Origin of the sequence: Seohaeicola nanhaiensis, assembly GCF_042654245.1 — a bacterium.
GTDB lineage: Bacteria > Pseudomonadota > Alphaproteobacteria > Rhodobacterales > Rhodobacteraceae > Seohaeicola_A > Seohaeicola_A nanhaiensis.
The window spans coordinates 331,085-347,635 of sequence record NZ_JBHSGI010000034.1 but is presented as its reverse complement, the minus strand read 5'-3'; the positions used below and the strand labels follow the sequence as shown (position 1 = coordinate 347,635).

The window sequence follows — 16,551 nt, the reverse complement described above, 5'->3', positions numbered from 1 at the left end:
CGCCGGTCCCCTTTTTCGTTTTCGCGGGAATGCTCCCGCAGGAACACGGGGACCGGTCTTGACGGACGCCACAGGCGTCCCCCCGCAACAGGACTGGACCAGAAAGATGACCGTCACCGGCAAGGACCTGATGGCACTCGGATTTGAACAGGGCGCGGACCTCGGTCGCGCCATCGACGCGGTGAACGCGCTCGGGCTTTCGGGCCCGGCGCTGGCCGAGTGGGTGGTGCGCAACAAGCCGTCGCCGCGCGCGGGCCTGCAGGAGGCGCCCGCCTACCGGTTCAATCTGGACGCCGAGGACGAGGCCGAGGCCGAGAACGTCGCCAAGGTGCGCGAGACGATGGATGTGCTGATGCGCACGCCCACGCTGCGCCAGGGGGCGGTGATGCCCGACGCCTGTCCGGCGGGTCCGGTCGGCACGATTCCGGTTGGCGGGGTCGTGGCGGCGAAGAACGCGATTCATCCGGGGATGCACTCGGCCGACATCTGCTGTTCGGTGATGATCACCGAATTTGCCGAGGCCAGTCCGAAGGACATCCTGGACGCGGTGCACAAGGCCACACATTTCGGCCCCGGCGGACGCCCGAACGGGCAGCGCTATACCATGTCGCCCGATCTCTATGACGCCTTCCGGGCGAATGCCTTCCTGAGCGACAAGAAGATCCTTCAGGCCGCGCAGGAGCATCTGGGCACCCAGGGCGACGGCAACCACTTTGCCTTTGTCGGCGTCTCGGCGGCCAACGGGACCACCTGTCTGGTCACGCACCACGGCTCGCGCGGGCCGGGGGCGGGGCTGTACAAGCTGGGCATGCGCGTGGCCGAGGGCTGGCGCAAGAAACTGTCGGTCGGGGTGCTGAAGGAGAACGCCTGGATTCCCGCGGACAGCGCCGACGGGCTGGCCTATTGGGAGGCGCTGCAACTGGTCCGCAAGTGGACCAAGAGCAACCACAACGCCCTCCATCAGGCGGCGACCGTCTTTGCCGGGGCCAAGGTGCGTGAGCGGTTCTGGAACGAGCACAACTTCGTGTTCCGTCAGGGCGATCTGTTCTGGCACGCCAAGGGCGCGACGCCGATCGACACGACCCTGCTGCCCGACACCAACGGGACGCAGATCGTGCCGATGAACATGGCCGAGCCCGTGCTGCTGATCCGGGGCGCGCCGAACGACGCGAACCTGGGCTTCGCGCCGCATGGGGCGGGGCGGAACATGTCGCGGACCGCCCACAAGCGGACCAAGGCGGGCCGCAGCGCGGAGTCGATCTTTGCGGAGGAGACGGAGGGGCTCGATGCCCGCTTCTACAGCGGCAAGATCGACATCTCCGAGTTGCCCTCGGCCTACAAGCCGGCGGCCAGCGTGCGGGATCAGATGCGCCGCTTCGGTCTGGCTGATGTAGTGGACGAGATCCGCCCCTACGGCTCGATCATGGCGGGCGACTGGGAGCGCGATGCGCCGTGGCGAAAAAAGGCGCAAGCCCGTCATGCGGCGCGCACAATCGCAGGGTAACAGGAGGCGGCCCGCCGGTGTTGGTAAACACCACGCCGGCGGGTTATGAAGAGTTTGGAGGAGTAAAGGGAAATGAAACTGGATCAGATCGTCGTCCAACCCGTGGTCGAGACAGAGCGCTTTGACCTGCGGCCGCTGCGCCGTTCGGACCTGGGCCTGATCGAGCTCTATGCCGGGGATCCGCGCGTGGCGCGGATGACCACGTCGATTCCGCATCCGCTGCCGCCGGGCACCATCGAGGCCTTTATCGCGCGCTCGCTGACCGAGAACCGGGCCGAGGATGTCTGGGCGATGGACGCCAGCCGCACGGGCGGCTCCGAGATGATGGGGCTGATTTCGCTGGTCCGGCTGGACCGCAACCAGTCGGAGGTCGGCTATTGGGTCGCGCCGGTGTTCTGGAACACGGGGCTGGCCTCGGAAGCCGTCGCCGCGCTGGTGCAGGCCAATCCGCTGGGCAATGCCACCATGTTCGCCAGCGTGTTTCAGGACAACCCCGCCTCGGCGCAGGTGCTGACCCATTGCGGGTTCAAGTATCTGGGCGATGCCGAAAGCTATTGCCTGTCGCGCAACGCGACGCTACCCACCTGGACCTACAGCCGGAAGCTCTGATCCCCGCGCGCCGGCGCAACGGAAGTCGATATCATGAAATTTCTCGATCTGGCCAAGGTCTATGTCCGCTCTGGCAGCGGCGGTAACGGCTGTGTCAGTTTCCGCCGCGAGAAGTTCATCGAGTTCGGCGGGCCGGACGGCGGTGACGGCGGCAATGGCGGCTCGGTCTGGGCCGAGGCGGTCGAGGGGCTGAACACGCTGATCGACTTCCGCTATCAGCAGCATTTCTTTGCCAGGAACGGTCAGGGCGGCATGGGCCGCCAGCGCAGCGGCAAGACCGGCGAGGATATCATCCTGCGGGTGCCGGTGGGCACAGAGATCCTGGACGAGGACGAGGAAACGGTGATCGCCGACCTGACCGAGGTGGGCGAACGCGTGCTGCTGGCCAAGGGCGGCAACGGCGGGTTCGGCAACCTGCATTTCAAGACGGCGACCAACCAGGCCCCGCGCCGCGCCAACCCGGGGCAGGAGGGCGTCGAGCGGACGCTGTGGCTGCGGCTGAAGCTGATCGCAGACGTGGGGCTGGTCGGGCTGCCGAACGCGGGCAAGTCCACCTTCCTGGCGGCAACGTCGAACGCGCGGCCGAAGGTGGCGGATTATCCCTTTACCACGCTGCACCCGAACCTGGGCGTCGTCGGGGTGGATGGGGTCGAGTTCGTGGTGGCCGACATTCCGGGCCTGATCGAGGGCGCGCATGAGGGCAAGGGGCTGGGGATCGAATTCCTGGGCCATATCGAGCGCTGTGCGGTGCTGCTGCATCTGGTCGATGGCACCTCCGAGACGATCACCAAGGATTTCCGCACCATCCGCAAGGAGCTGGTGGAATATGGCGCGGGGCTTGAGGACAAGCCCATCGTGCTGGTGCTGAACAAGATCGACGCGCTGGACGCCAAGGGCCGCTCGGCCGGGCGGCGCAAGCTGGAGAAGGCGTCGGACGGGGAAACGGTGCACCTTATGTCCGGGGCCGCCGGCGAGGGCGTGACCGAGGTGCTGCGCGCGCTGCGGGCGCAGATCGACGACGGCCGGCTGCGCCAGAAGGTGACCGAGACCAAGGCGGCGGAAGAGCCCGAGGCGGAAGAAAAATGGCGTCCCTGATCGGCGCGCGCCGGGTTGTGATCAAGATCGGGTCGGCCCTGCTGGTCGACCGGGTCAGTGGCGCCCTGCGCGCTGACTGGCTTCGCGCGCTGGCCGAGGACGTGGCCTGGCTGCGCGGCGGCGGGTCGGACGTGATCCTGGTGTCGTCGGGGTCGATCGCGCTCGGGCGCAGCGTGCTGGGGCTGGGCGCGGGGACATTGCCGCTGGAACAGTCGCAGGCCGCCGCAGCAGTTGGGCAGATCCGGCTGGCGCGGGCCTATGAGGAAGGGCTGGCGCCGCATGGCATCACGACGGGTCAGGTGCTGGTGACGCTGGAAGACAGCGCCGACCGCCGCCGCTATCTGAATTCGCGTGCGACGATGGAGACGATGCTGGGCTTCGGCGTGGTGCCGATCGTCAACGAGAACGATACTGTTGCGACGGACGAGATCCGCTATGGCGACAACGACCGGCTGGCAGCGCAGGTGGCGGTGACGGTGGGCGCGGATGTGCTGGTGCTGCTGTCGGATGTGGACGGGTTCTATTCGGCCAACCCGACGCAGGATCCGACGGCCAAGCGGTTCGAGCTGATCGAGCGGATCACGCCCGAGATCGAGGCGATGGCCGGCGATGCCGGGTCGGGGCTGTCCAAGGGCGGGATGAAGACCAAGCTGATGGCGGCGAAGATGGCGACCGCCGGCGGCTGCGCCATGGCGATCACCGAAGGATCGCCGCTTAACGCGTTGAGATTGCTCGAGAACGGGGCGAACGCGACCTGGTTCACCGCGCAGGACGATCCGCAGGCGGCGCGCAAGCGCTGGATCGCGGCGATGAAGCCGCGCGGCGAGATCACCGTGGATGCGGGCGCGGTCGCTGCGCTGTCGGGCGGCAAGAGCCTGCTGCCGGCAGGTGTGACCGCCGTTGCCGGTCGGTTCGGGCGCGGCGATCCGGTGGCGATCCTGGGACCGGCGGGCGAGAAGCTGGGGCAGGGGCTGACGCGCTATACCGTCGCCGAGGCCGCCCAGATCAAGGGGCGGCGCAGCACAGAGATCGAGCCGATCCTGGGCTATCCCGGGCGGTCGGCCTTGATCCATCGTGACGATATGGCACTCTGAGCGCAGGGAGACACGATCATGAAAGTCCTCGACAATATCCCCGCCCTGATGGCCGATATCGGCGCGCGTGCGAAGACGGCCTCGCAGGAGCTGGCCTTTGCCAGCCAGGAGCGGAAATACGCCGCGCTGCTGGGCGCGGCCGAGGCGGTGTGGAATCGCCGCGACGAGATCATCGCCGCCAATGCGCGCGACATGGAATACGGGCGCGACAAGGGCCTGTCCAAGGCAATGATGGACCGGTTGATGCTGGACGAGGACCGCATTCGCGGCATTGTCGACGGCCTGCGCGCGGTGGCCGAGCACAAGGACCCGGTGGGCGAGGTCATGGACGAATGGGACATGGCGTCGGGCCTGCACATCCAGAGGGTGCGCACGCCGCTGGGTGTTATCGGCGTGATCTATGAAAGCCGGCCCAATGTGACCGCCGATGCCGGGGCGCTGTGCCTGAAATCGGGCAATGCGGTGATCCTGCGCGGCGGGTCCGAAAGCTTTCATTCCTCGGGCGCGATCCATGCCTGTCTGGTGGAGGGGCTGAAATCGGCCAATCTGCCGGTCGATGCGATCCAGCTGGTTCCGACGCGCGACCGTGCGGCGGTCAGCGAGATGCTGACCATGACACAGTATATCGACGTGATCGTGCCGCGCGGCGGCAAGGGCCTTGTCGGGCTGGTGCAGCGCGAGGCGCGGGTGCCGGTATTCGCGCATCTGGAGGGCATCTGCCACACCTATGTCGGCGCCTCGGCCGATCCGGCCATGGCGGTGCAGGTGGTGCTGAACGCCAAGACCCGGCGCACCGGGATCTGCGGCGCGCTGGAATGCCTGCTGATCGACTGGAAGTTCTACACCAAGCACGGCGCGATCCTGATCGAGGCGCTGCTGAAAGCCGGCGTCGAGGTGCGCGCCGAGGGCGAGCTTGCCAAGGTGCCGGGCACGGTGAAGGCCGCGCCCGAGGATTTCGGGCACGAATTCCTCGACATGATCTGCGCGGCCAAGCTGGTCGACGGGGTCGATGCGGCGATTGCGCATATCCGGCAGTATGGGTCGAACCATACCGAATGCATCCTCAGCGAGGATGCCACCGAGGTGGCGCGGTTCTTCGAGCGGCTGGACAGCGCGATTTTGATGCACAACGCCTCGACCCAGTTCGCCGATGGTGGCGAGTTCGGGATGGGGGCGGAAATCGGCATCGCGACCGGCAAGCTGCATGCGCGCGGGCCTGTGGGGGCGACACAGCTGACCAGCTTCAAGTATCTGGTCACCGGCAAGGGCACCCTGCGAGGCTAGAACGAGACAGTGATCCGGCGCTGCCCGGCCTCGTGGTGCAGGGGGCGGCCCGCATCGGCGACCGCCAGCGGCAGAAGGGCGAACTGGACCAAGGCCGGGGTGATCTCGGTTGTCTCCTCCAGGCGGGTGTCGAGCAGGCGCCAGAGGTCGGGGTTGTGCGCCATCTTCTCGCCGGTGCCGGTGACCGTCCAGCTGCCATCGGTCTCGAAGGCCTCGACCGTGCCGCCATAGGGCAGGGCGACCTCGCAGCATTGCATGGCGAGGAAGGCCAGCCGGACATCGGCCCGCGCCTGCGGGTCGGCCGGGCGCCAGGCGAATTTGACGCGGCTGCCATGGTTCATGTCGGTCAGCACCGACATGATTTCGGGCCGGCCCAGCATCTGGTCGCCGGCGGCGCCATAGGCGATGCGGAAGAAGCGGATCCGCGCGCCGGCGTTCTGCACGCTGTCGGCGATCAGGTCGTATTCCGGGCCTTTCATCTGGCCCGCGAGGCCCATCAATTCAAGCCCGTTCGAAATCGCCCCGATCGGGCTGATCAGATCGTGGCAGATACGCGACCCTATCAGCGTCGCCAGACGTGCGTTAGTGTCGTTCATGTCCTCCCTCCGTATCGAGACCCATGCGCCATGACCGACCTGAACGCCATCCTAACGCCCGGAATGCTGGTGCGCCATCCCGAGCGGCCCGACTGGGGCACGGGGCAGGTGCAGTCGAACATTGGCGGACGGATCACCGTCAATTTCCGGGAAGAGGGCAAGGTGGTCATCGACGGATCCCGCATCGAATTGCTGCCGGTCTTTGATGGGGGAAACTGATTAACCATGGGTTAATGCGCGCGGGTCGGGGTTAGCGCTGTTGCCAAGACGGACCGCCCTGCGCTATGTGCCTGCAACCGTTCCAGACCCTGCCGGAAAACGCAGTCACATGCCGGATGCCGGACCCGCCTTTAGCGTCGACATCGCGAGAACGCCCGAAGACCTGCGCGCCGCGCAGGCGCTGCGCTATGATGTCTTCGTGCGCGAACTGGGCGGCAGCGGCGCGGGCGTGGATCACGCGCAGGGTCTGGAGTGCGACGACTTCGACGCCCATGCCGCGCATCTGCTGCTGCGCGACGAGAGCCGGGGCGCGGTGGTGGGCGTCTATCGCCTGATGACCGAGGCGCATGCGCAGGCGGCCGGGCGGTTCTATTCCGAGAGCGAATACGACCTGACCCCGCTGCGCCAGAGCGGCCGCCGCCTGCTGGAGCTGGGCCGGTCCTGCCTGCACCGCGACTATCGCGGCGGGCTGGCGCTGTATCACCTCTGGACCGCGCTGTCGGAGTATGTGGCGCGCGAGGGGATCGAGATCCTGTTCGGCGTCGCCTCGTTCCACGGCACCGACGTGGCGGCATTGGCCGAACCGCTGTCGCTGTTGCACGCGGCACATCTGGCGCCGCCCGAGCTGCGGGTGCGGGCGCGGGTCTATCAGCCGATGGACCTGATCCCATCCGATCAGATCGACCGCAAGCGCGCCATCGTCGGCACGCCGGCGCTGATCAAGGCCTATCTGCGGCTGGGCGGCTTTGTCGGCGACGGCGCCTATGTCGACCACGCCTTCAACACGACGGACATCTGCCTGATCCTCGACACCGCGCGGATGAGCGACCAGCAACGGCGGCGATACAGCGGCGCATGAGCGGCACCTGGCACAGGGACGAACCGCCCGAGCCGCTGCGCCTGTCGCCGTTGGGCTGGCTGCGCGCGCTAGGGCGGGGGCTGGTGCTGGCGGTGCTGGTCTTCGGCTGTCTGGCGCTGTTGCTGATGGTGCGGCTGGTGGAGCGGCCGCTGTGCGGGCTGCATCGCCCCGTTACGCCCTTCATCACGCAGTTTGTCTGCCGCAATGCCTTTCGCATCATGGGCATCGGTTTCTCAACCCGGGGGGAGCTGATGCACACGCGGGGCGCGGTGGTGGCGAACCACAGTTCGTGGCTCGACATCTTCGCGCTGAACGCGCGCAAGCGGATCTATTTCGTGTCCAAGGCCGAGGTGGCGGGCTGGCCCGGGATCGGCTGGCTGGCGCGGGCCACCGGCACGGTGTTCATCGAGCGCGACCGCAAACGCGCGCGCGAGCACACCGACCTTTTCACGACGCGGCTGCTGGCCGGGCACAAGCTGCTGTTCTTTCCTGAGGGCACCTCGACCGACGGGCGCCGCGTGCTGCCGTTCAAGACGACGCTGTTTGCTGCCTTCTTCGCGCCGGGGCTGCGCGCGCAGATGGCGATCCAGCCGGTCACGGTGATCTATCACGCGCCGCCGGGCGCGCGGGCCGATTTCTACGGCTGGTGGGGCGACATGGATTTCGGGCCGCATCTGCTGAAGGTGCTGGGCGCGGCACGGCAGGGATCGGTCGAAATCCTCTATCATCCGCCGGTGCGGGTGGCCGATTTCGCCGACCGCAAGGCGCTGGCGGCGCATGTGGAGCGGGTGATCCGCGAGAGCCACAGGGAAGCGCTGGCGCCTTAGGCGCTCAGCCGCGCCAGCGCCATTTCGAGCCGGTCGTCGCCCCAGAACAGGTCGCCATCGGCGATGAAGGAGGGCGCGCCAAAGATGCCCAGCCGCATCGCCTCGGCCACGCTGTCGCGCAGGGCCTGTTTGGCGGCGTCGCCGCTGGCCTCTTCGGCAAGCTGCGCGGGCAGACCGGTTTCGGCCAGAAGCTCCTGGATCAGCTCCTGACTGTCGATCCGCCGGCCCTGGCCGAACTCCGCCGCATAGACCGCGCGGCAGAAGGCCGGGCCCTGCGGGTGCTGAAGGGCGAGCAGCGCGGTGCGGGCGGCCAGGATCGCGTTCTGCGGAAAAGGATCGGGCTGGCGCAGCGGCAGGCCGCGCGCGGCGCAGATCCGCGCCATGTCGCGCCACATATAGGCGCCCTTGAGCGGATAGAGGTTGAAGGGCGAGGTGTCCCAGCCCTGGGCCTTGAAGATCGGGCCGAGCCAGAAAGGGTGCCAGGCGACCTCGACTCCGGCCGCCGTGGCCATGTCTTCGACCCGCATGGCGGAGAGATAGGAATAGGTCGAGGCGAACTCGAACCAGAAGTGCAGAACGGGCTTGGACATCGGCAACTCCTCTGGACCGGTCGGTCTAGAGTTGCCCGCGATTGCAGGCCGTGTCAAACGCCTCTTGCGCCCGTCCGCGCCCTGGCCTATACGCGCGCCACTCAAACCCGCAGGCGGGGTTTGGGCCGTTGGGGGAGACATCCCCAGCTGTCCGCCGGTTGTCACCCAGTGACAGTCCCCGCCGAGGCCAAACCGGAAAGGAAAACGAGCATGGCTCTTCCCGAGTTCAACATGCGCCAGCTGCTGGAAGCAGGCGTTCACTTCGGCCACCAGACCCAACGCTGGAACCCGCGCATGGGGCCGTATATCTACGGCGACCGCAACGGCATCCACATCATGGACCTGACCCAGACCGTCCCGATGCTGGACCAGGCGCTGAAGGTCATCCGTGACACCGTCGCGCGCGGCGGCCGCATCCTGTTCGTCGGCACCAAGCGCCAGGCGCAGAAGCCGATCGCCGAAGCCGCCGAGAAGTCGGCGCAGTATTTCATGAACCACCGCTGGCTGGGCGGCACGCTGACCAACTGGAAGACCGTTTCGCAGTCGATCAGCCGTCTGAAGATGATCGACGAGCAGATGGACAGCGGTTTCGAAGGCCTGACCAAGAAGGAACGGCTGGGCATGGAACGCGACCAGGCCAAGCTGACCGCCTCGCTGGGCGGGATCCGTGAAATGGGCGGCGTGCCGGACCTGCTGTTCGTGATCGACGTGAAGAAAGAGGCGCTGGCGATCCTGGAAGCCAACAAGCTGGGTATCCCGGTTGTGGCCGTGGTCGACACCAACTGCTCGCCCGATGGCATCGACTATATCATCCCCGGCAACGATGACGCGGCCCGCGCCATCTCGCTCTACTGCGATCTCGCCGCCCGTGCGGCGCTGGACGGCATGAGCGCCCAGCTGGGCGCGGCCGGTGTCGATATCGGCGCGATGGAAGAGGCTCCGGCCGAGGACGCGGTCGAAGAGATCGAGACCGAGGCCGCTGCCGAGGCCTGATCGGCCCGCAGCGTCACGTAAATGACATCTGGGGCAGGCATGACCTGCCCCAATCCCGCTAGATTTGAGGAGAGCCAGACATGGCAGTCACTGCATCCATGATCAAGGAACTGCGCGAAGCGACCGGCGCAGGCATGATGGACGTCAAGAAGGCGCTGACCGAGACCGACGGCGACATGGACGCCGCCGTTGACTGGCTGCGCACCAAGGGCCTGGCCAAGGCCGCCAAGAAAGCCGGCCGCACCGCCGCCGAGGGCCTGGTGGCCGTCGTTGTCGACGGTGGCAAGGGCGTTGCGATCGAGCTGAACTCGGAAACCGACTTTGTCGGCAAGAACGAGGATTTCCAGAAGATGGTCGGCGCCATCGCGGCCGCCGCGATCAATGTAGACGATCTGGACGCGCTGAAGGCCGCAACCGTCAATGGCAAGACCGTTGAAGAGACCGTCACCGAAGCGATCGCCACCATCGGCGAGAACATGACCCTGCGCCGGATGGCCAAGGTGTCGGGCGACAACGTCTTCTCGTATGTCCACAACTCGGTTGCGCCCGGCATGGGCAAGATCGGCGTTCTGGTCGCCATGACCGGCGGTTCGGAAGACTTCGGCCGTCAGGTCGCGATGCACATCGCCGCCGCCGACCCGCGCCCGCAGGCGCTGAACGAGTCGGAACTGGACCCGGCGATCATGGCGAAAGAGCTGGAAATCCAGACTGCCAAGGCGCTGGAAGAGAACGCCGCCTCGGACAAGCCGAAGCCGGAGCAGGTGATCCACAACAACATCATCCCGGGTCGGATGAAGAAGTTCGTCGCCGACGTTTCGCTGCTGGACCAGCAGTTCGTGGTTTCGGCCGACAAGCAGACCGTCGCCCAGGCCGCCGCCCAGAACGGCGCGACCATCACCGGCTTCGTCCGCTTCGAGGTGGGTGAGGGCATCGAAGTGGTGAAGGAAGACTTTGCCGCCGAGGTTGCCAAGGCCGCCAAGGGCTGAGCCGGCTAAATAGGTTTGCGGAGGGGCGGGGCCGAGAGGTCGCCGCCCCTTTTGTTTTGGGGGGGTGAGTCTCGGCAAGCGGGCATTGCTTCAGGGCATGGGAATAAGGATGCCGTCATAAATGTCGGCTATGCGAACGTAGCTGCCGTTTCGTCGACCGAATGGCTTTCGACTACCTTTAGCTGTCGTAGTTGCAGTGGCTCCATGGGCCATGGAACATCAAGGTCGACCCCGGCATTGCATCAACAACGGTTTCGCCGGAACCCGCTTCAAGCTCGTCTGTTTCGCGGACAATCAAACCAAAGGTGTGTCCGTAGAACGTGGTTGAAAACGGCTTCACCCAGATTTCCCCATTTTCATTTGCGTCAATCTTGCGTCTTAATCCCTGGATAATCGTGTCAGTCGATATCCCCGCGGACTTCCTGCGCATACCCAAATCCATCACTTCGCAAGATATGAGGTTCCCCAGTTTGTCAAATAGATACGCTGCAACGAAATCGCGGGTGTCACCGTCTTCGACTGAAAGTTGGGGCGTGATCCAGAAACCGTTGCCTTGTGCGGTCTTACCTACGTGCTGAAGATGAAAGTCGTCAGGAACCAGAGGGAAACCGACGACTTTGACATCAATGACATCCGAAGATGAAGAACCTGCCATGCCCGAACGGTGAGCGTTCGAAATCTCTCTCTTCCGTAAATTCAGTAGCTTTTTGAGAATTGACTTCAAATGCGGGATCTGCCTGCCATGAGATATGGGCTTGCAGCATCTTGGCAGGCTTGATCTTCGGCTTCAAGCTGATCGAAGCATCGGTGAGATAGGGCTCCAAGCAGTCATCCGAGCCTTTCCGTCTGATCTTCACGGGGTCAATTACCGGTCATGCTCGGCTCAGCGGACGAAGCGCATCTGCGCCCAATGGCGGGCGGTTCAGCCAAGTTGGGCCAGAACCGCGCGCGCCGCCGCCTCGCCCGAGAGGCGGGCGCCGCCGGCGGTCTGGACCAGCGAGCCGCCCAGTGCCTCGCCGGCGAACCAGATGCGGTCGCCCACAGGCTGGGCGAGGGTCGCGCGCGCGGCAGCCTTGCCGGGGCGGGCGGCGGCATAGGCGCCGCGGGTCAGGCGCTCTCCGCCCCAATTGGTCATCAGCGAGCGACCGACCTTGGCGCGCAGCCCGCTGCCGAAGATGTCGGCCAGGCGGTCGGTGACAAAGTCGACGGCAGCCTCTTCGCCGGCCGCCTCGATCTCCCAGGCGAAATCGCCGCCGACGAAGCCGACCATCAGGTCGGTGTCGAAGGGGAAGCACAGGAAGAACACGTCGTGCCGGGCGTGGCGTTCGATCAGCAGGTCGTCGAAGGGCGCGAGTCCGAGGCGTTCGCCGCGGATTTCCACCGGGATCTTGGTCAAAAGGCCCATCGGCAGGTCGAAGATGGCTTCGACATGGGCCTCGGGCAGATGCGGGCGAAAGCGGATGTCCTCGAAGGCGAGCACGCCGGTGGAGACGGTGACGATCACCGCCTGCGCGCGCAGGGTGCCGCGCGCGGTCTCGACGCGGACACCAGGGCCGGACCAGTCGATTTCCTGTACCGGGGTGTCGAGGTCCACCGGGACGTTTGCCCCGAATAGCGCGACCAGCGCGCCGAACCCTTCGCGGGTGAAATAGTTGGGGTCGAGATCCGCCGCCGCGCGGAAGTCGGCGACCGAGATCTCGTCATCGTCCTGGCCAAAGTCCATCGGCCCCGAGAAGGTGGCCGCCGCGCGCAGGGCGTGGCCCTGGGCCAGCAGCGAGGAGAGCCGGTCGTTGGTGCCGTCATGCGCCTCGATCAGGCGTTGCAGCTCGGCGTCGGCGGCGGCGATGGCGGCCAGTTCATGCGGTTCAGCCCTGCGGTCGCGGAAGTAGAGGTGGTCGAGTCCCATGTCGTGGTGGAACAGCGTCCAGCCGGCGGCCTGCGCCTCGGGGTAGAAGGGGTTGCGGTCGGCGGCGTGCAGCCAGGCGCAGCCGATGTCGAAGGGCACGCCGAAGTCGGTGGAAGTGGTCCAGGCGCGCCCGCCGATCCGGTTCATCGCCTCGACAACGCGGACGCTGCGGCCCGCCGCGATCAGTGCCTTGGCCGCGCCGAGGCCCGCCGCGCCGGCGCCGACCACCACCACATCCACGTCGCTCATGCCCGTGCCTCCTCTGGTCGCTTGTCTCAGGGTGAACCCGGGGCCGCGTTGCGCCAAGCGAATTTTGCGGACCAGTGCCGCGCGGCGCTGGAATTGGCGGATTCGTCATTTGCTGTAAGGTGCATTTCCCGGCCCGTGAAATGTCGTGCCGGAACCGGGGCGGGACGCCCGGCTCCGGCTGACTGGGCGGCCCATCGCAATGGGGATGGATCGGGCCGCGTCATGGTTCCGGCCCTGACGCGGATCAATACGCGTTCGGGCCGGACAGGTCAGAGAGCCTTGTAATATCAAGGTTCTTTTCCCGGTGTTCCCAGGCCAAAGCCACCACTCACGGAACAACACGATATTGCGATTAATCCGCCAATTGCGAAAGTAATGGATTCCTTACCCGGCGTCATTTGATGGAAATGAAAAGGCTGGGAGGGGGCCCCTGGCACACGGATGTCAGGCTTCGAGAACGAACATCTGGTTGTGCAGCGAAGCCTTCAGAACCGCCTGCGCCGTGGTTTCCACCGACAACGATTCGCGGGCGAGGCGCAGGTGTTTTTCCACCGTCGCCGCCGTCAGCCCCATCAGGATGGCGATGTCCTGCGTGGTCTTGCCGTCGCCAACCCATTCCAGCGCCTCGCGCTGGCGGCGGGTCAGGCCGCGGTTGGGCGGGGAATAGGGCAGGGTAAGGATCTTGAGATGGGCGATGTTGTTCATCAGGTGGATGTCGCGCCCGTGTTCCTCCCAGATCGCGTCGACCTCGTCCTGCAACATGCCCGCGCGCGCGGCGAGCGAGATGGCGCCCTTGGAGCGGGCCGAGACCGATTTGAAGCTGATGGTATAGCCCGCCGTCACCTTCATGCGCAGGTTGAATTCGATCACCTTCAGCTCGGCCGGCGAGAGGTTGCCCCGGTCGAAGCGCTGCGCGATCTGGCGCCAGCTGCCCGCGCCCTCGTTTTCAAGCGCCCAGCGCAGCATCGGGGCATGGGCGTACAGCCCGCCGTGCACGAAACCTTCGACATAGTCGGGGCTGTGGTTGGACAGGATGATGAAATCTTCAGGATCGCCCAGCGAGCTTTGCGTGCGGAAGCGGGTGAAGCCGTAGATCAGCCGGTCGAACCCGTATTCGCCCATCTTCTGGGTATGCCCCGACCAGAGCTCTTCCAGCGTCGGCGCATTGGCGAGGAACTGGAGATAATTGCGCAGGTTCATCGGTGTCCGCTTTGCAGCAGGCCGCGCCGGCCGCGCACACGCAGGGATGCGATGCAACAGACGGGGCGGCGGGTTGGGGACATCGATCTTCTCTCCGGCGGCGCCCAAGCTCTAGCCTCGGGCGCCGGTTTTGTCCAGAAAATGACGGGCGGTCAGCTGGGCGCGAAGACCGCGAGGCCCAGCCATTCGGCAACCAGCGCGGGGGTTTCCTGTCCTTCGATCTCGACGGTCATCAGGTTGTTGCGCAACAGGTCGGTCGCGTTGCGCTTGACTGCCTCCTGCAGGGTGAAGCGGCCGCGCACCCGCGCGCCGGCCTTGACCGGCGACAGGAACCGCAGCTTGTTGAAACCGTAATTGATGCCCATGACCTGGCCCGGCAGCATCGGAAAGCAGTCATAGGCAAAGCGGCTGCCGAGCGAGAGCGTCAGGAAGCCATGCGCGATGGAGCCGCCAAAGGGGGTTTCGCGCGCGGCGCGTTCCGGGTCGACGTGGATCCACTGGGTGTCGTGGGTCACATCGGCAAAGGCGTCGATCATCTTCTGGTCGATGGTGATCCAGTTGGCGACACCGACCTCGGTGCCGATCCTGGATTGAAGCGCCGAGAGCGCGTCGTCTATGGCTGCCATGATATTCTCCTGGGTTTGGGTGCGTTACGGATCGGGGCCGACGCGGACCATGCGCTTGCCCCGGTTTTCGCCGGCCAGCAGGCCAATCAGCGCCGCCGGCGCGTTTTCCAGCCCTTCGACCACATCCTCGAAAACCTTGATCTGGCCGTTCGAGACCCAGGTCTGCAGGGCCCTGACCGCCTTGGCGTCGTCCTGGGCGAAGTCCATGACGATGAAGCCTTCCATGCGCAGACGCTTGACCACGACCAGCCCGGGCAGGTTGCGCGGGCCGCTGGGGGCGGTCGAGTCATACTGGCTGACCGCGCCGCAGCAGACGACGCGGCCACGGGTGTTCATCGCGAAGAGCGCGGCTTCCAGCACGGGGCCGCCGACGTTGTCGAAATAGACGTCGACGCCATCGGGGCAGGCGGCGCGCAGGGCCTTGCCGAGGCCCGGTTCGCGGTAGTCGACGCAGGCGTCGAAGCCGAGTTCGCGGGTGACCCAGGCGCATTTCTCGGCGCCGCCCGCGATGCCGACGACGCGGCAGCCCAGCGCCTTGGCGATCTGGCCGACAAGGCTGCCGACCGATCCGGCGGCGGCAGAGACAAGGACGGTTTCGCCGGTGACCGGGCGGCCGACGGTGATGAGGCCGTGAAAGGCGGTCTTGCCGGCGATGCCGTAGACCGAGAGCAGGTGCTGCAGCGGTTTCACGTCGGGCATCTTCTGGCATTTGTGCGCGGGGCGGGTGACATAGGTCGACCAGCTCGACTCGGCGGCGACGATATCGCCCTTGGCGAGGCGGGGGCTGCGGCTGTCGATGACTTCGCAGATGGCGTAGGTGGGCATCGGATCGCCTGCGTGGACCGCATCGCGGTAGGTCGCGCCCTGCAGCCAGCTGCGGTTGGCGGCGTCGATCGACATCAGGATGGTGCGCAGCAGAACCTCGCCCTCGGCGGGTTCGGGCATCGCGATTTCGCTGAGGGTGAAGTGGTCTGGCGTCAGCGCGCCCTTGGGGAGTTCGGCAACGACGATCTGGCGGTTGGTCATTCCGGTTCCTTTCACGAGCCTTTGAAGCTCGGTTTGCGTTTCTCGAAGAAGGCCTGGGCGGCGGCCTTGTGGTCGTCGCTGAGCAGGGTGCGGATCATGCCCGTCGCCTCGGCCGCCAGCGCGCTGCGCAGGTCGGCGGTGGCGGCACGGTTGATGTTTTCCTTCATGCAGCGCAGGGCGATGGGCGCCTGCTGCGCGAACTGTTCGGCGTAAGCCGCTGTGGCAGCGGCAAAATCAACATCCGGGGTGATCTTGTTGAACAGCCCCAGCGCAAGACCTTCCTCGGCGCCGATGCGGCGGGAGGAGAAGTAGATTTCTTTCGCGCGGCCCGGTCCGACCAGTTGCGTCAGATACCAGCTGCCGCCGAAATCGCCCGAGGCGGCGATGGCCCCGAAGGCCGGGGCGAGAAAGCCCGAGGTGGCGGCGATGCGCAGGTCGCAGGCCAGCGCCAGCGACATGCCCGCGCCGGCGGCGGCGCCGGGCAGGGCGGCGATCACCGGTTTGGGAAATTCGTAGACCCGCAGCGACAGCGTCTCTTGCGAGCGGCGCAGGCGGGCGACCATCGCGTCGACATCGGGCGCGCCGCCGGTCAGCGCGTCGCCCATGGTGGAGATGTCGCCCCCCGCGCAGAAGGCGCCCTCTGCCCCGGTCAGCACGACGACGCGCACGTCGGGGTCGGCCTCGGCGAGGTCGAGCGCGCGGGCCAGGCCCGCGCCCAGATCGGCGCTGAGCGCGTTGCGCTTGGCCGGATTGTTCATCACCAGCGTGGCGACATGGCCGGTGACGCTGGCCAGAAGCTGCGACGTGCCGATGTCGAGGTGACGTGTTGTCATGTCAGGGCCTTTCCCGATAGGAGCATGGGCAGCAAAACCGAAGAAGGCCACCGCG

Annotated in this window: 19 protein-coding genes; 10 read left to right on the top strand and 9 right to left on the bottom strand. The window is 66.3% G+C overall.

Annotated features, from left to right (window positions below; all coding sequences use genetic code 11):
* The first annotated feature begins 106 nt into the window (after window positions 1–106).
* From ACFO5X_RS25675 to ACFO5X_RS25655, 5 genes are all read left to right on the top strand, one after another.
* A complete protein-coding gene (locus tag ACFO5X_RS25675; RefSeq protein WP_380723058.1) occupies window positions 107–1,504 on the top strand; it encodes an RtcB family protein in 1,398 nt (465 codons plus the stop codon).
* A gap of 72 nt (window positions 1,505–1,576) precedes the next feature.
* On the top strand, window positions 1,577–2,113 hold the full coding sequence (locus ACFO5X_RS25670) for a GNAT family N-acetyltransferase (protein WP_380723056.1): 537 nt from the start codon (window positions 1,577–1,579) through the stop codon (window positions 2,111–2,113).
* 33 nt (window positions 2,114–2,146) lie between these two features.
* Window positions 2,147–3,208: a GTPase ObgE gene (gene obgE, locus ACFO5X_RS25665; protein ID WP_380723054.1), complete on the top strand. Its 1,062-nt coding sequence runs from the start codon at window positions 2,147–2,149 to the stop codon at window positions 3,206–3,208.
* On the top strand, window positions 3,196–4,302 hold the full coding sequence (proB, locus tag ACFO5X_RS25660; protein ID WP_380723052.1) for a glutamate 5-kinase: 1,107 nt from the start codon (window positions 3,196–3,198) through the stop codon (window positions 4,300–4,302). Before obgE ends, proB begins: the two co-directional genes overlap by 13 nt.
* An 18-nt stretch (window positions 4,303–4,320) precedes the next feature.
* On the top strand, window positions 4,321–5,586 hold the full coding sequence (locus tag ACFO5X_RS25655; protein WP_380723049.1) for a glutamate-5-semialdehyde dehydrogenase: 1,266 nt from the start codon (window positions 4,321–4,323) through the stop codon (window positions 5,584–5,586).
* On the opposite strand, the gene ACFO5X_RS25650 is transcribed toward ACFO5X_RS25655, so the two are convergent.
* On the bottom strand, window positions 5,583–6,182 hold the full coding sequence (locus tag ACFO5X_RS25650; protein WP_380723047.1) for a histidine phosphotransferase family protein: 600 nt from the start codon (window positions 6,180–6,182) through the stop codon (window positions 5,583–5,585). The genes ACFO5X_RS25655 and ACFO5X_RS25650 overlap by 4 nt on opposite strands.
* Window positions 6,183–6,212: 30 nt before the next feature.
* On the opposite strand from ACFO5X_RS25650, the gene ACFO5X_RS25645 reads away from it, so the two are divergent.
* The 3 genes from ACFO5X_RS25645 to olsA all read left to right on the top strand — a co-directional run bounded on the left by ACFO5X_RS25645 (window position 6,213) and on the right by olsA (window position 8,087).
* Complete coding sequence (locus ACFO5X_RS25645) at window positions 6,213–6,401, top strand: DUF3553 domain-containing protein (protein ID WP_380723045.1); 189 nt, start codon at window positions 6,213–6,215, stop codon at window positions 6,399–6,401.
* Between the two features lie 109 nt (window positions 6,402–6,510).
* The gene (gene olsB, locus ACFO5X_RS25640; RefSeq protein ID WP_380723043.1) at window positions 6,511–7,260 is read left to right on the top strand and encodes an L-ornithine N(alpha)-acyltransferase; all 750 of its coding nucleotides are present in this window, start codon (window positions 6,511–6,513) and stop codon (window positions 7,258–7,260) included.
* A complete protein-coding gene (gene olsA / locus ACFO5X_RS25635; protein ID WP_380723041.1) occupies window positions 7,257–8,087 on the top strand; it encodes a lyso-ornithine lipid O-acyltransferase in 831 nt (276 codons plus the stop codon). Before olsB ends, olsA begins: the two co-directional genes overlap by 4 nt.
* On the opposite strand, the gene ACFO5X_RS25630 is transcribed toward olsA, so the two are convergent.
* Window positions 8,084–8,677: a 2-hydroxychromene-2-carboxylate isomerase gene (locus ACFO5X_RS25630; RefSeq protein ID WP_380723039.1), complete on the bottom strand. Its 594-nt coding sequence runs from the start codon at window positions 8,675–8,677 to the stop codon at window positions 8,084–8,086. The genes olsA and ACFO5X_RS25630 overlap by 4 nt on opposite strands.
* Before the next feature lie 210 nt (window positions 8,678–8,887).
* Between ACFO5X_RS25630 and rpsB the strand changes: the two genes are divergently transcribed.
* Window positions 8,888–9,670, top strand: coding sequence for a 30S ribosomal protein S2 (rpsB, locus tag ACFO5X_RS25625; RefSeq protein ID WP_380723037.1), 783 nt, complete (start codon window positions 8,888–8,890; stop codon window positions 9,668–9,670).
* An 80-nt stretch (window positions 9,671–9,750) separates the two neighbouring features.
* Window positions 9,751–10,656: a translation elongation factor Ts gene (tsf, locus tag ACFO5X_RS25620; protein WP_380723035.1), complete on the top strand. Its 906-nt coding sequence runs from the start codon at window positions 9,751–9,753 to the stop codon at window positions 10,654–10,656.
* A 178-nt stretch (window positions 10,657–10,834) separates the two neighbouring features.
* Here tsf and ACFO5X_RS25615 read toward each other — a convergent pair whose 3' ends face one another.
* From ACFO5X_RS25615 to ACFO5X_RS25585, 7 genes are all read right to left on the bottom strand, one after another.
* The gene (locus tag ACFO5X_RS25615; RefSeq protein WP_380723032.1) at window positions 10,835–11,311 is read right to left on the bottom strand and encodes a hypothetical protein; all 477 of its coding nucleotides are present in this window, start codon (window positions 11,309–11,311) and stop codon (window positions 10,835–10,837) included.
* Window positions 11,280–11,480: a hypothetical protein gene (locus tag ACFO5X_RS25610; protein WP_380723030.1), complete on the bottom strand. Its 201-nt coding sequence runs from the start codon at window positions 11,478–11,480 to the stop codon at window positions 11,280–11,282. The genes ACFO5X_RS25615 and ACFO5X_RS25610 overlap by 32 nt, the downstream gene beginning before the upstream one ends.
* A 98-nt stretch (window positions 11,481–11,578) precedes the next feature.
* On the bottom strand, window positions 11,579–12,811 hold the full coding sequence (locus tag ACFO5X_RS25605; protein ID WP_380723028.1) for a flavin monoamine oxidase family protein: 1,233 nt from the start codon (window positions 12,809–12,811) through the stop codon (window positions 11,579–11,581).
* 444 nt (window positions 12,812–13,255) lie between these two features.
* Window positions 13,256–14,011 carry a LuxR family transcriptional regulator gene (locus ACFO5X_RS25600; RefSeq protein WP_380723026.1) on the bottom strand — a complete coding sequence of 252 codons (756 nt, stop codon included), beginning with the start codon at window positions 14,009–14,011 and terminating at the stop codon, window positions 13,256–13,258.
* A 152-nt stretch (window positions 14,012–14,163) separates the two neighbouring features.
* Complete coding sequence (locus tag ACFO5X_RS25595) at window positions 14,164–14,637, bottom strand: MaoC family dehydratase (protein WP_380723024.1); 474 nt, start codon at window positions 14,635–14,637, stop codon at window positions 14,164–14,166.
* A 24-nt stretch (window positions 14,638–14,661) separates the two neighbouring features.
* Complete coding sequence (locus ACFO5X_RS25590) at window positions 14,662–15,663, bottom strand: NADP-dependent oxidoreductase (protein ID WP_380723022.1); 1,002 nt, start codon at window positions 15,661–15,663, stop codon at window positions 14,662–14,664.
* An 11-nt stretch (window positions 15,664–15,674) separates the two neighbouring features.
* On the bottom strand, window positions 15,675–16,496 hold the full coding sequence (locus ACFO5X_RS25585; protein WP_380723020.1) for an enoyl-CoA hydratase-related protein: 822 nt from the start codon (window positions 16,494–16,496) through the stop codon (window positions 15,675–15,677).
* Window positions 16,497–16,551: the final 55 nt, after the last annotated feature.

What these genes read in the sequence shown, in the direction of transcription:
- obgE (WP_380723054.1), top strand. Translation starts at nt 2,147, where the DNA reads ATGAAATTTCTCGATCTGGCCAAGGTCTATGTCCGCTCTGGCAGCGGC.
- proB (WP_380723052.1), top strand. Translation starts at nt 3,196, where the DNA reads ATGGCGTCCCTGATCGGCGCGCGCCGGGTTGTGATCAAGATCGGGTCG.
- ACFO5X_RS25615 (WP_380723032.1), bottom strand. Translation starts at nt 11,311, where the DNA reads ATGGCAGGTTCTTCATCTTCGGATGTCATTGATGTCAAAGTCGTCGGT.
- ACFO5X_RS25585 (WP_380723020.1), bottom strand. Translation starts at nt 16,496, where the DNA reads ATGACAACACGTCACCTCGACATCGGCACGTCGCAGCTTCTGGCCAGC.
- olsB (WP_380723043.1), top strand. Translation starts at nt 6,511, where the DNA reads ATGCCGGATGCCGGACCCGCCTTTAGCGTCGACATCGCGAGAACGCCC.
- ACFO5X_RS25675 (WP_380723058.1), top strand. Translation starts at nt 107, where the DNA reads ATGACCGTCACCGGCAAGGACCTGATGGCACTCGGATTTGAACAGGGC.
- ACFO5X_RS25595 (WP_380723024.1), bottom strand. Translation starts at nt 14,637, where the DNA reads ATGGCAGCCATAGACGACGCGCTCTCGGCGCTTCAATCCAGGATCGGC.
- olsA (WP_380723041.1), top strand. Translation starts at nt 7,257, where the DNA reads ATGAGCGGCACCTGGCACAGGGACGAACCGCCCGAGCCGCTGCGCCTG.
- ACFO5X_RS25605 (WP_380723028.1), bottom strand. Translation starts at nt 12,811, where the DNA reads ATGAGCGACGTGGATGTGGTGGTGGTCGGCGCCGGCGCGGCGGGCCTC.
- ACFO5X_RS25590 (WP_380723022.1), bottom strand. Translation starts at nt 15,663, where the DNA reads ATGACCAACCGCCAGATCGTCGTTGCCGAACTCCCCAAGGGCGCGCTG.
- ACFO5X_RS25645 (WP_380723045.1), top strand. Translation starts at nt 6,213, where the DNA reads ATGACCGACCTGAACGCCATCCTAACGCCCGGAATGCTGGTGCGCCAT.
- ACFO5X_RS25600 (WP_380723026.1), bottom strand. Translation starts at nt 14,011, where the DNA reads ATGAACCTGCGCAATTATCTCCAGTTCCTCGCCAATGCGCCGACGCTG.
- rpsB (WP_380723037.1), top strand. Translation starts at nt 8,888, where the DNA reads ATGGCTCTTCCCGAGTTCAACATGCGCCAGCTGCTGGAAGCAGGCGTT.
- ACFO5X_RS25655 (WP_380723049.1), top strand. Translation starts at nt 4,321, where the DNA reads ATGAAAGTCCTCGACAATATCCCCGCCCTGATGGCCGATATCGGCGCG.
- tsf (WP_380723035.1), top strand. Translation starts at nt 9,751, where the DNA reads ATGGCAGTCACTGCATCCATGATCAAGGAACTGCGCGAAGCGACCGGC.
- ACFO5X_RS25630 (WP_380723039.1), bottom strand. Translation starts at nt 8,677, where the DNA reads ATGTCCAAGCCCGTTCTGCACTTCTGGTTCGAGTTCGCCTCGACCTAT.
- ACFO5X_RS25650 (WP_380723047.1), bottom strand. Translation starts at nt 6,182, where the DNA reads ATGAACGACACTAACGCACGTCTGGCGACGCTGATAGGGTCGCGTATC.
- ACFO5X_RS25670 (WP_380723056.1), top strand. Translation starts at nt 1,577, where the DNA reads ATGAAACTGGATCAGATCGTCGTCCAACCCGTGGTCGAGACAGAGCGC.